The sequence below is a fragment of the Mesorhizobium sp. W050 genome (assembly GCF_054719535.1).
Genome location: NZ_JBTTIH010000001.1, coordinates 1,973,999 through 1,986,056, shown reverse-complemented (window position 1 = coordinate 1,986,056; position 12,058 = coordinate 1,973,999). Strand labels below are relative to the sequence as shown.

The following is a 12,058-nucleotide window of genomic DNA, read 5'->3' as shown; positions in this document are numbered from 1 at the left end:
GGCTATGCGGCCTTCTCCACCAGCCGCGCCAACTGCGTCATGACGACAGCCGAGCCCGCCAGGCGCTTTTCCGCCGTCGGCCAGTCGCGGATGAAGACCACGCTGTGGTCGGCCCTGATCTTGGCCAGCGAGCCCTGTTCGCCGATGTATTTGACCAGCCCGACCGGGTTGGAAAACTCGCGCTTGCGGAAATGGATGACGACGCCCTTGGGGCCGGCATCGAGCTTTTCGACATTGGCCCTGCGGCAGAGCGCCTTGATGAAGACGATCTTGAGAAGATGTTTCACTTCCTCCGGCAGCGGACCGAAACGATCGATCAGCTCGGCGCCAAAGGCGTCGATTTCCTCCGTGTTTTCGAGATCGCCAAGGCGGCGGTAAAGCGCCAGCCTGAGCTGCAGGTCCGGCACGTAGCTTTCCGGGATCATGACCGCCGTACCGACGGCGATCTGCGGCGACCAGCCGCCATCCTGCACCTCGCCGGAATCCTTCACCTCGGCCACCGCCTCCTCCAGCATCTGCTGGTAGAGCTCGAATCCGACCTCCTTGATATGACCGGATTGCTCTTCGCCCAGAAGGTTGCCGGCGCCACGGATGTCGAGGTCGTGGCTGGCGAGCTGGAAGCCCGCGCCAAGCGTGTCCAGCGACTGCAGCACCTTCAGCCGGCGCTCGGCCGTGTCGGTGAGCTTGCGGTTGGCCGGCAGCGTGAACAACGCATATGCCCGCACCTTGGAACGGCCGACGCGGCCGCGCAGCTGGTAGAGCTGCGACAGGCCGAACATATCGGCGCGATGGATGATCAGCGTGTTAGCGGTCGGAATGTCGAGCCCGGATTCGACGATGGTGGTCGACAACAGCACGTCGTACTGGCCGTCATAGAAGGCGTTCATGATGTCGTCGAGTTCGCCCGGCGGCATCTGGCCATGGGCCACCGCCACCTTCAGCTCGGGGACGGATTCGCGCAGGAAATCATGGATTTCGGCGAGATCGCTGATGCGCGGAACGACATAGAAGGAATGGCCGCCGCGGTAGCGTTCGCGCAGCAGCGTCTCGCGGATGACCAGCGGGTCGAAAGGCGAGATGAAGGTGCGCACCGCCATGCGGTCGACCGGCGGCGTGGCGATCAGCGACAGTTCGCGCACGCCGGTCAAGGCAAGCTGCAGCGTGCGCGGGATCGGCGTCGCCGACAGCGTCAGCACGTGGACATCGGTCTTGAGGTCCTTCAGCCGTTCCTTGTGCTTGACGCCAAAATGCTGCTCCTCGTCGATGATCAGCAGGCCGAGATTCTTGAACGAGATCGCCGACCCGAGCAGTGCATGGGTGCCGATGACGATGTCGACCTGCCCCCCGGCGATGGCTTTCTTGGTTTCCGCCAGTTCCTTGGCGCCGACCAGCCGCGAGGCCTGGCCGACGCGGATCGGCAGGCCGGAGAAGCGCTGCGAAAAGGTCTTGAAATGCTGGCGCGACAACAGCGTCGTCGGCACCACGACCGCGACCTGGAACCCTTCCATCGCCGCGATGAAGGCGGCGCGCAACGCCACTTCGGTCTTGCCGAAGCCGACATCGCCGCAGATCAGCCGGTCCATCGGCTTGCCGGCGCCGAGATCGTCCACGACGGCATCGATCGCGCCCTGCTGGTCGTCGGTCTCCTCATAGGGAAAGCGCGCCGAGAATTCGCCGTAAAGCCCTTCCGCCGGCACCATGGGCGGCGCGGTACGCATCTGGCGCTCGGCGGCAATGCGGATCAGCTGTCCGGCCATGTCGAGCAGGCGCTTCTTCAGCCGCGCCTTGCGCGACTGCCAGGCGCCGCCGCCGAGCTTGTCCAGCGTCGCCTCGGCTGTGTCAGAGCCGTAGCGCGACAGAAGCTCGATGTTTTCCACCGGCAGGAACAGCCGGTCGTCGCCGGCATAGTGGATTTCCAGGCAGTCATGCGGCGCGCCGACCGCCTCGATGGTGCGCAGGCCGATGAAGCGGCCAATGCCGTGATCGGCGTGGACGACGATGTCGCCGGCCGACAGCGACGAGGCCTCGGCGATGAAATCCGACGCGCGCTTCTTGCGCTTCGAGCGGCGGATCAGCCGGTCGCCCAGAATGTCCTGCTCGGCGACGACAACCAGCTGTTCGGTCTCGAAGCCGGATTCCAGCGGCAGCACCGCAAGGGCGGCCTGCCCCGGCTCGAGCTTTTCGGCTTCGGCCAACGTCGCCACCGGCACCAGATTGCCGAGATGATGCTCGGCCAGGATCTGGCCGAGCCGATCGAGCGATCCTTCGGTCCAACCGGCGACGATGACCCGCCGGCGCGCCGCGCGCTCGTCGGCGATGTGTTTTACGACGACATCGAAGACGTTGATGTTTGGGTCAGCCCGTTCCTCGGCAAAGCTGCGGCCATGGCGCGAACCGCCATGGAAGACCTTCCTGGCCCCGACATCAGGCGCATCGAAAGCAGTGAAGTCGATGGATTCGCGCGGTCCGAGCGACGCCACGAGGTTTTCCGGCGAGAGATAGAGCAGGTCCGGCGCCACCGGCTTGTACGGCACGGCGTCCTTCAACGCGGCGTCGGCCTGTTTGCGGCGCGCTTCGTAATGGTCGAGGATCAGCGTGTGGCGTTCGGCCAGCGCCTCATGCGCCAGGTGGTCGAAGATCACCGGCGCATCAGGCAGATAATCGAATACCGTCTCCAGCCGCTCGTAGAACAACGGCAACCAATGCTCCATGCCGGCGAAGCGCCGGCCCTCGCTCACCGCCGCATAAAGCCCGTCGTCACGCTGCGGTGCGCCAAAGGCTTCGATATAGGACCGGCGGAAGCGGCTGATGGTTTCGGGGGTCAGCGCCACCTCACTCATCGCCTGCAGCGCCATCGACTTGCGCTGGCCGGTGGTGCGCTGCGTGGCGGCGTCGAAGACGCGGATCGATTCCAGCGTGTCGCCGAAGAAATCGAGCCGCAGTGCTTCCGTCCAGCCGGGTGCGTAGAGGTCGAGGATGCCGCCGCGCACGGCGAATTCGCCGATACCGCGCACCGTCGGCACCCGCTCGAAGCCGGAAATCTCCAGCCGCGACACCAGCGCGTTCATGTCGATCTGATTGCCTGGCTTTGCGTGGAAAGTCTGCGCTTCGACCAGATCGGCCGGCGGAATACGCTGCAACAGCGCATTGGCAGTGGTCAGGATGACGGCGCGATGCGGCTTTTTCGCCAGCGCGATCATCGCCGTCAGCGCATCGAGCCGCTTGGCAGCGGCATCGGAGCCTGGCGAAACGCGGTCATAGGGCAGGCAATCCCAGGCCGGCAACTCCAGCACCGGCAGGCCGGGGGCGGCAAAGGTCAGCGCCTCGATGATCGACGGCAGGCGCTGGCCGTCGCGCGCCACAAACAGCACGGGTTTGTCAGGCGCAATCTCATGGATCGCCTGCACCAGCGCAAAGGCTTCGTAGCCATCGGCAACGCCGTCGACGATGAACTGGCCGGCGCGGCCTTTCGGCAGGCCGATTTTGGGAATGAGGCTCATGGTTGCACGTTTAAAATGTCATGGTCCGGCGCGATGCCAAGATCTTTTGCAGGACGGCACAGTCGATATTCCCGGGAACCGGGCGTTCGCCGGTGACCATGGGCAGGAATTCGGTGTCGGGAATGTCGAGGAGCTTTTCATATTGGTCGATTTCATCGCCGGTCAAGGCGCCGATCTCGTTGTCGGCAAAGGTACCGAGGATAAGGTCCATCTCGCGCATCCCGCGATGCCAGGAGCGGAACAACAGCTTGCGGCGCCTGATATCCAGCCCCTCGCTCGATCGTTTCGTCCCGGTCATCGTGCCGCATCCTTGCTTGGTGCGGCGCATATAGCGTGGATAGAGGGCGGTGTCAGCCTTGCAACGCACGGGTGGGCGGCTAAACATCCCGGGTGTGAAGAACACTCCTGACAACGCTGGTGCCGGACACCGCCCGCACTTCACCCTCCCCCTTGTGGGGAGGGTCGGCGAGCACGCTTCGCAAAGCGAAGCGGGTGAGACGGGGTGCGGCGCTGGTGCGCCGCCTTCTTCTGAAGTTAGACGCGCACCTACCCCCACCCCGCTCCGCTTCGCGGATCGACCCTCCCCACAGGGGGGAGGGTAAAGGCATGCGCCCCTCCCTCCTCGACCCTCTCTTCGTCCCCATCACTTCGCTTGCCGGCGTCGGCCCCAAGGTTGGCGCTCTGATCGAGAAGGTAGTGGCGGCCGATCTCGGCGAACGGCCGGCGCGCGCGGGCGACCTGGTGTTCGTGCTGCCGCACACCGTCATCGACCGTCGCAATCGTCCCGGCATCGCGCTTGCGCCTGCCGGCGCCATCGTCACACTCGACGTGCGCATCGACCGCCACCAGCCGCCGCCGCGCGGCAACCGGTCGGTGCCTTACCGCGTCTATGCCCATGACGACACCGGCGAGATCGGCCTGATCTTCTTCCACGCTCATGCCGCCTATCTCGAAAAGGCGATGCCGGTGGGCGAGCATGTCATCGTCTCGGGCCGCATGGAGTGGTTCAACGGCCGCCCGACCATGGTCCATCCCGACCATATCGCCCTGGTGAGCGAGGCGGAAACACTGCCGCTGATCGAACCGGTCTATCCGCTGACCGCCGGCCTGTCGGGCAAGGTGCTGCGCCGCGCCATCGGCCAGGCGCTCGGCCGGCTGCCGGAATTGCCGGAATGGCAGGACGGCGCCTTCATGCGCAAGCAGACTTTCCCCGCCTTCGCCGACGCGCTCGCCCGCATCCACTATCCCGCGGACCCGATCGATGTCGCCATCGAGGGGGTGGCATGGCGCCGCCTTGCCTATGACGAGCTTCTCGCCGGCCAGGTCTCGCTGGCATTGGTGCGGGCAAAAGTGCGCCGCCTGTCGGGCCGGCCGCTCATCGGCGACGGTCGCATCGTCGAGAAACTGCGCGCAGCCCTGCCCTATTCATTGACCGGCAGCCAGGAATTCGCGCTTGCCGAAATCAATGCCGATCTGGCCGACCCCGAGCGCATGCTGCGCCTGCTGCAAGGCGATGTCGGCTCCGGCAAGACGGTGGTGGCGCTGCTGGCCATGGGGCGCGCAGTCGAGGCCGGCGGCCAGGCGGCCTTGATGGCGCCGACCGAAATCCTGGCGCGCCAGCATCTGGCGACAATCACGCCGCTGGCCGAACAGGCCGGCCTGCGCGTCGCTATCCTGACCGGCCGCGAAAAGGGCCGCGAACGCACTGAAACGCTATCAGGTCTCGCCAGCGGCGAGATCGACATCGTCGTCGGCACCCATGCGCTGTTCCAGGAAACGGTGACCTATCACGACCTCGTCTTTGCCGTGGTCGACGAGCAACACCGCTTCGGCGTCCACCAGCGGCTTGCCATCACCGCCAAGGGCGACGCCCCCGACATGCTGGTGATGACGGCGACGCCGATCCCGCGCACTCTGGTGCTGACCGCCTTCGGCGACATGGACGTCTCCAAGCTGACGGAAAAACCGATCGGCCGCCAGCCGATCCGCACCGTCACGCTGCCGCTGGAACGGCTTGACGAGCTGGTCGGTCGCATGCTGGACGCGGTTGCCGACGGTCAGAAGATCTACTGGATCTGCCCGCTGGTCGAGGAATCCGAAGAGATCAAGCTTATGTCGGCCGAGGACCGTTTTGCCTCGCTGCAGCCCTTGTTCGGCGATCGCATCGGCCTCGTGCACGGCCGCATGAAGGGCGCCGAAAAGAACGAGGCGATGCGCGCCTTCAAGGCCGGCGAAACCCGCATCCTTATCGCCACCACCGTTATTGAGGTCGGCGTCGACGTGCCGGACGCCACGATCATGGTCATCGAACACGCCGAGCGTTTTGGCCTGGCGCAACTGCACCAGCTGCGCGGCCGCGTCGGGCGCGGCGACAAGCCTTCTTCCTGCGTGCTGCTCTACAAGGACCCGCTCGGCGAGACGGCAAAGCGCCGGCTGTCGGTGATGCGCGAGACCGAGGACGGGTTCCTGATCGCCGAAGAGGATCTGAAGCTGCGCGGCGAAGGCGAATTGCTCGGCACCCGCCAGTCCGGCACGCCGGGCTTCCAGGTGGCGCGCATCGAGGTGCACGCCGACTTGCTCGAAGCAGCCCGCGACGATGCAAGGCTGATCCTGTCGCGCGACCCGGAACTACAGTCTGAGCGCGGCGAGGCGCTGCGCCTGCTGCTCTATTTGTTCGGCCGCGACGAGGCCGTACGGCTCTTGCGCGCCGGCTGAGCGCCCTCGGCGATCAGCCCGCCAAGCGGCGGGTTGGCGAGATCTCCGTCGATCGGCTGGCCGTTCATCGTCACCATTTTCGGCTTGACTTCGGGCGCCACCAGCCCGGCCGAGACGATCAGCCTGGCGCCGTCCTCGATCGTCATGTCGAGCAGCACGATGTCGGATTTCGGCACGTACATCAGGAAACCGGTGGTAGGGTTCGGCGTGCACGGCATGAACACGGCGATCATCGGGTCGCCTGCATGGTCGAGCTTCTGGTTGATCTCGGTTTCCTTCTCGCTGGCGACGAAGACCAGCGACCAGACGCCTTTTCGCGGATATTCGACCAGCCCGACCTGGCGGAACATATCGCCCTTGTTCGACAGCACCGTCTGGAAAATCTGCTTCAGCGAACCGTAGATGCCGCGCACCAGCGGCATACGGCCAAGCAGCCGTTCGCCGAAATTGACGATGGCGCGACCGACGATGTTGGCGGTCATGAAGCCGATCAGCGTGATCAGCACGAGCGCCACGATCAGGCCGAAGCCGGGCACCGGAAACGGCAAATAGGTGTCGGGGCTGTAGCGCGCCGGAATGTACGGCTTCACCCAGGAATCGACCCAGCCGACGAACGACCAGGCGATATAGGCGGTGATCGCCAGCGGCGCGCAGACGATAAAGCCTGTGAGGAAATAGTTCCTCAGCCGGGTCATGCCTGAAGTTCTGGGAGCATCGGACATGGTTCACCGGGGACGCGGGTTGCAGCGCCACACTAGTGAAGCGGACGGCGCTTTGGAACTGCGAAGTTTTTTAGACCCCCGATGAGCGCCGACTACTCCACCGTCACCGATTTCGCCAGGTTGCGCGGCTGGTCGACGTCCGTCCCCATGAACACGGCGGCGTAGTAGGCCAGCATCTGGATCGGCAGCGCATAGATGATCGGCGAGATGATTTCCGGCACGTCGGGCAGGATGATCGTCTCCATCGTCTTGACGCTGACCTGCGCCGCGCCCTTGGCGTCGGTGATCAGGATGATCTTGCCGCCGCGCGCCGCCACTTCCTGCATGTTCGACACGGTTTTTTCGAAGATGCGATCATGCGGCGCGATGACGATGACCGGCATGTTCTCGTCGATCAGCGCGATCGGCCCGTGCTTCAGTTCGCCCGCGGCATAACCCTCGGCATGGATGTAGGAGATTTCCTTGAGTTTCAGCGCGCCTTCCATGGCCAGCGGGAAATTGGTGTCGCGTCCGAGATAGAGCACGTCCTTGTAGCGCGAGATTTCGCGCGCGATGCGCTCGATCTGCTCTTCGAGCTTCAGTACCTGGTTGGCGTAGCGAGGCGCCTCCGAAAGAGCGCGCACCAGCGTCTTTTCCTCATCCTTCGAGATCGTGCCGCGCGCCACACCCGCACGCACCGCCAGCGAGGCCAGCACCGAAAGCTGGCAGGTGAAAGCCTTGGTCGAGGCGACGCCGATCTCCGGCCCGGCCAACGTCGGCAGCACGACGTCGGATTCGCGCGCCATGGTCGATTCGCGCACATTGACGATGGCGCCGATCTTCATGCCCGCCTTGCGGCAATAGCGCAGCGACGCCAGCGTGTCGGCGGTTTCGCCCGACTGCGAGATGAAGAAGGCCGCGTCATCAGCCGATAGCGGCATTTCGCGGTAGCGGAACTCCGAGGCGACATCGATGTCGACCGGCAGCCGCGCATAGCGCTCGAACCAGTATTTGCTGATCAACCCCGCGAGATAGGCGGTGCCGCAGGCCGAGATCGCCAGCCGGCCGATCTTGGCAAAGTCGAACGGCAGTTCCAGCGGCTTCGACACGCCAGAGACGAAATCGACATAGTGCGCCAGCGTATGCGAGATCACCTCGGGCTGTTCATGGATTTCCTTTTCCATGAAATGGCGGCGGTTGCCCTTATCGACCATGAAACTGGTCGATAGTGATTGCTGGCGCTTGCGGGCAACCTCTTTGCCGTCGATGTCGAAGATGGTGACGCCATCGCGGCGCACCACCGCCCAGTCGCCGTCTTCAAGGTAGGTGATGGAATTGGTGAAGGGCGCCAGCGCGATGGCGTCGGAGCCCAGAAACATCTCGCCATCGCCATGGCCGACGGCCAGCGGAGGGCCATTGCGGGCGCCGACGATGAGGTCCTCGTCGCCGGTGAACATGATGGCCAGAGCAAAGGCGCCTTCCAGTCGCTTCAGCGCCTGATGCGCCGCCTCGATCGGCTTCAACCCTTTGGCGAGTTCGCGCGCCACCAGGTGCGCCACGACCTCGGTGTCGGTCTGTGACGAGAAGGAATAGCCGTCGCGGATCAGTTCGTCGCGCAGTTCGGCGAAATTCTCGATGATGCCGTTGTGTACGATGGCGACGCCGTCGGAAAAATGCGGATGGGCGTTGGTCTCGTTGGGCACGCCATGCGTGGCCCAGCGCGTGTGGCCGATGCCGATCGTGCCATTGAGCGGCTCGTCCTTCAGCCGGCGTTCGAGGTTGATCAGCTTGCCTTCGGCGCGGCGGCGGCCAAGCCGGCCATGCTCGACCGTGGCGACACCGGCCGAGTCATAGCCGCGATATTCCAGCCGCTTCAGCGCATCGACGATGAGCGGCGCGACCTGGCTCTGGCCGACAATTCCGACGATACCGCACATATGCCTGCCCCCAATTCCCGCTGGAAAACCAGTCCCGATGGAAAACCAGCGCTATCTAGGGATTGCCGGCCCGCCGCGAAAGTCACTTTGCGTTTCGTCTGCTGTAACGGAACGCTTCTCAACCCGATGCACTATGACACACCGCTCTTGCAATCCGGTTACCGCAATTCCTCGGTTGTTCAATTGCTTCGGCGGTTAATGGTCGGTGCCGGCCTTTTTCTTCGCCGCTGCGGCAGACGCGAAGCGCTCGCGCAATTCCTTGCCCTTGCCGGGAATGGTCTTCTGGCGGGCGCGGCCGAAGGCCAGCGCATCGTCCGGCACGCTTTCGGTTATGACGCTACCCGAGGCGATGTAGCCGCCCTTGCCGATCGTAACCGGCGCCACCAGCGACGAGTTCGAACCGATGAAGGCGCCCTTGCCGATGTCGGTGAAAAACTTCGAGTAGCCGTCATAGTTGCAGGTAATGGTGCCGGCGCCGATATTGGCCCCCGCGCCCACACGGGCATCGCCGATATAAGTCAGATGATTGACCTTGGCGCCTTCCTCGATGACCGCCTGCTTGACCTCGCAGAAATTGCCGACCTTCGCCTTGTTGCGAAGATCGGCACCCGGCCGCAGCCGCGCGAACGGCCCGACAACGCAGTTGGAGGCAATGGTGGCGCCTTCGATGTGGCTGAAAGCGTGGATCTTGGCGCCGGTTGCAATTTTCACGCCCGGTCCGAACCAGACATTGGGCTCGACGATCGTATCGGCGCCGATTTCGGTGTCATGCGAGAAATACACGGTTTCCGGCGCGATCAGCGTTACGCCCGACCGCATGGCCTCGTAGCGCCGGCGCACCTGCCAGATGCCTTCGGCCTGCGCCAGTTCGGCTCGGTTGTTGATGCCGAGCGCACTCTCGAAGCTGGTTTCGGTGGCAACGACATCGAGCCCTTTCGCACTGGCGATCTCGACGATGTCGGTGAGATAGAACTCGCCCTTGGCGTTCTTGTTGCCAACCAGGTCGAGCAGGTCGAGCGCATGCTTGCCCGCCACCGCCATCATGCCGGCATTACAGAAGCCGATCTTCTTTTCCTCGGCGGAGCAGTCCTTCTCCTCGCGGATGGCGGTGAGCTTGCCGCCCTTTTCGATCAGCCGGCCATAGCCGGTCTGGCTGGGCGGGCGGAAGCCGATCACCACAACAGCCGCGCCATCGGCAAGCTTTTGCCGCGCGGTCACCAGGGCTTCAGCGTCGATCAGCGGCGTGTCGCCGAACATCACGAGAATATCGTCATAACCCTTTGATATCGCATCGCGCGCAGCCAGCACGGCATGCGCAGTGCCGAGCCGCTTCTCCTGCACGAAGGTCTCGGCCTTGGGCGCGAATTTCGCCGCCGCCTTGCGCATATCATCGGCGCCATGGCCGATCACCAGCGCCTGGCTGCGGGCGCCGGCGGCCTCGGCCGCTTTCACCACATGGGCGACCATCGGCAGTCCGGCGATCTGGTGCAGCACCTTCGGCATCGCGCTCTTCATGCGCGTGCCTTCGCCGGCGGCGAGAATGACGGACAAGCAGGATCTCTGGCTCATGGAAGGACAACCGTATGAATGGGATCAGGAATCGCAGAGTGGTAGCATCTGGCGCCATGCTGCACCAATGGGGTTAAATTCCGGTGAGGTGATGAGGCAGTTCACTCTCGATCAGCGGATCTCTACCCCAGCCGGCCCAGCACCGGAACATTCTCCAGCAGCCAGTAGGACACCGTCTGCACGCCGCCGGTGAGGAAGAACACGCCGGCGACGACCAGCAGCGCGCCGATGGCTTTTTCGACGCGGCCGAGATGGACGCGGAACCTGCCGAGGAAGCGCATGAAGGCGCCGGAGAACAGGGCAGCGATCAGGAACGGAATGCCGAGGCCAAGCGAATAGGCGGCGAGCAGCAGCGCCCCCTCGCCCACCGTCTCGCGGCCGCCGGCCAAGGTCAGGATCGGCCCCAGCACCGGGCCGATGCACGGCGTCCAGCCAAAGGCGAAGGCCAGCCCCATGACATAGGCGGCGACCATGCTGGCAGGCTTGCCCTGCGACTGAAAGCGCGCCTCGCGCGACAGAAGTGGTATGCGCAGGATGCCGAGGAAATTCAGCCCCATCAGGATGATCAGCACCCCGGCCGCCATCGCCAGCGGCTCCTGCCAGACGCGCAGCCAGTGGCCGATGGTCGAGGCGCCGGCGCCAAGCGCCACGAACACGGTGGAGAAACCGAGTACGAAGGCGAGCGAGGAATAGATGAGCGCGCCGCGGGCGCCGGCCTTGGCCGTGACGCCGGCATCGTCACCGCGAAAATCGTCGACCGACACGCCGGCCATGTAGCAGAGATAGGGAGGCACCAGCGGCAGCACGCAAGGCGACAGGAACGAGATCGCCCCCGCTCCGACCGCGCTGACATAGCCGATGTCCAATGGCATTCCAGAACTCCAGATTCCTTGGCGCCGGTATAGCGGTGGAAAACCGTGTTCGCCAATCACCATCGTGTGGCATTTGGCTACACATACGGTCCGGCCGGACGAATTGTTACCGACCAATCCCAAGTTGACCAAGTCGGGGAAGAAATGCCCCTCGCCGAGCGTTCACACAGCGAAGCCGCGATTTCTGCGCGCTTCGTCGGATCACCAGGGAGATTTCCATGAAAAGCATCACTGTCGGCCTGGCCGCCCTTCTGCTCAGCACCGCCGCATCCTTCGCCGCCGAAGCGTGGAAGGAAGCCGATGTCGGTGGCACCAAGATCTACACCGATGCCAATGGCATGACGCTCTATACCTATGACAAGGACGAGAAGGGCAAGACCAACTGCTACGACAAATGCGCCACCAACTGGCCGCCGCTGAAGGCCGAGGACGGCGCCAAGGCGGACGACGAATGGACCATCGTCGACCGCACCGACGGCACCAAGATGTGGGCCTATGACGGCAAGCCGGTCTACACCTTCATCAAGGACAAGAAGGCCGGTGACATCACCGGCGACGGCGTCGGCGAAGTCTGGCACATCGTCAAGGCCGACTGATCGTCCGAACCTCTATCCCGCACCCCATCGGCGGGACTCGGCTGGCCGCCGGCTCCAAGCGACCCGGCGACCAGTTCGGCATTTACGCGCAGCACGAACTAGTCGCGGCGCCTTTCCCGGTGGCTCGAAACACGAACCGTCCCAGACAGAAATTTTGTGATCTTCTCC

Annotated in this window: 8 protein-coding genes; 2 read left to right on the top strand and 6 right to left on the bottom strand. The window is 64.3% G+C overall.

Going from position 1 to position 12,058, the window contains the following annotated elements; translation table 11 throughout:
• Positions 1-2: 2 nt before the first annotated feature.
• Together mfd and ACYG9Y_RS09450 are read right to left on the bottom strand one after the other, a co-directional pair.
• On the bottom strand, positions 3-3,500 hold the full coding sequence (gene mfd, locus ACYG9Y_RS09455) for a transcription-repair coupling factor (protein ID WP_023738962.1): 3,498 nt from the start codon (positions 3,498-3,500) through the stop codon (positions 3-5).
• Positions 3,501-3,510: 10 nt separating this feature from the next.
• Positions 3,511-3,798: an FAD assembly factor SdhE gene (locus tag ACYG9Y_RS09450; RefSeq protein ID WP_023738963.1), complete on the bottom strand. Its 288-nt coding sequence runs from the start codon at positions 3,796-3,798 to the stop codon at positions 3,511-3,513.
• A gap of 308 nt (positions 3,799-4,106) precedes the next feature.
• Between ACYG9Y_RS09450 and recG the strand changes: the two genes are divergently transcribed.
• On the top strand, positions 4,107-6,215 hold the full coding sequence (gene recG, locus ACYG9Y_RS09445; RefSeq protein WP_023738964.1) for an ATP-dependent DNA helicase RecG: 2,109 nt from the start codon (positions 4,107-4,109) through the stop codon (positions 6,213-6,215).
• On the opposite strand, the gene ACYG9Y_RS09440 is transcribed toward recG, so the two are convergent.
• From ACYG9Y_RS09440 to ACYG9Y_RS09425, 4 genes are all read right to left on the bottom strand, one after another.
• Positions 6,167-6,937 (bottom strand): DUF502 domain-containing protein, encoded by a 771-nt coding sequence (locus ACYG9Y_RS09440; protein ID WP_031193123.1) that lies wholly within the window; start codon positions 6,935-6,937, stop codon positions 6,167-6,169. The two genes, recG and ACYG9Y_RS09440, sit on opposite strands and share 49 nt — an antisense overlap.
• Positions 6,938-7,029: 92 nt before the next feature.
• Entirely contained in the window at positions 7,030-8,853 is a 1,824-nt protein-coding gene (gene glmS / locus ACYG9Y_RS09435) for a glutamine--fructose-6-phosphate transaminase (isomerizing) (RefSeq protein WP_023729847.1), read from the bottom strand.
• 195 nt (positions 8,854-9,048) lie between these two features.
• The gene (glmU, locus tag ACYG9Y_RS09430; RefSeq protein ID WP_023738965.1) at positions 9,049-10,422 is read right to left on the bottom strand and encodes a bifunctional UDP-N-acetylglucosamine diphosphorylase/glucosamine-1-phosphate N-acetyltransferase GlmU; all 1,374 of its coding nucleotides are present in this window, start codon (positions 10,420-10,422) and stop codon (positions 9,049-9,051) included.
• A gap of 122 nt (positions 10,423-10,544) precedes the next feature.
• On the bottom strand, positions 10,545-11,294 hold the full coding sequence (locus tag ACYG9Y_RS09425; protein ID WP_023704550.1) for a cytochrome c biogenesis CcdA family protein: 750 nt from the start codon (positions 11,292-11,294) through the stop codon (positions 10,545-10,547).
• Between the two features lie 218 nt (positions 11,295-11,512).
• On the opposite strand from ACYG9Y_RS09425, the gene ACYG9Y_RS09420 reads away from it, so the two are divergent.
• The gene (locus ACYG9Y_RS09420) at positions 11,513-11,890 is read left to right on the top strand and encodes a COG4315 family predicted lipoprotein (RefSeq protein WP_023704549.1); all 378 of its coding nucleotides are present in this window, start codon (positions 11,513-11,515) and stop codon (positions 11,888-11,890) included.
• Positions 11,891-12,058 lie beyond the last annotated feature (168 nt).

Excerpts from the sequence above, each read along its gene's own strand:
- ACYG9Y_RS09440 (WP_031193123.1), bottom strand. The coding sequence starts at position 6,937 with ATGTCCGATGCTCCCAGAACTTCAGGCATGACCCGGCTGAGGAACTAT.
- glmS (WP_023729847.1), bottom strand. The coding sequence starts at position 8,853 with ATGTGCGGTATCGTCGGAATTGTCGGCCAGAGCCAGGTCGCGCCGCTC.
- ACYG9Y_RS09450 (WP_023738963.1), bottom strand. The coding sequence starts at position 3,798 with ATGACCGGGACGAAACGATCGAGCGAGGGGCTGGATATCAGGCGCCGC.
- ACYG9Y_RS09420 (WP_023704549.1), top strand. The coding sequence starts at position 11,513 with ATGAAAAGCATCACTGTCGGCCTGGCCGCCCTTCTGCTCAGCACCGCC.
- mfd (WP_023738962.1), bottom strand. The coding sequence starts at position 3,500 with ATGAGCCTCATTCCCAAAATCGGCCTGCCGAAAGGCCGCGCCGGCCAG.
- glmU (WP_023738965.1), bottom strand. The coding sequence starts at position 10,422 with ATGAGCCAGAGATCCTGCTTGTCCGTCATTCTCGCCGCCGGCGAAGGC.
- recG (WP_023738964.1), top strand. The coding sequence starts at position 4,107 with ATGCGCCCCTCCCTCCTCGACCCTCTCTTCGTCCCCATCACTTCGCTT.
- ACYG9Y_RS09425 (WP_023704550.1), bottom strand. The coding sequence starts at position 11,294 with ATGCCATTGGACATCGGCTATGTCAGCGCGGTCGGAGCGGGGGCGATC.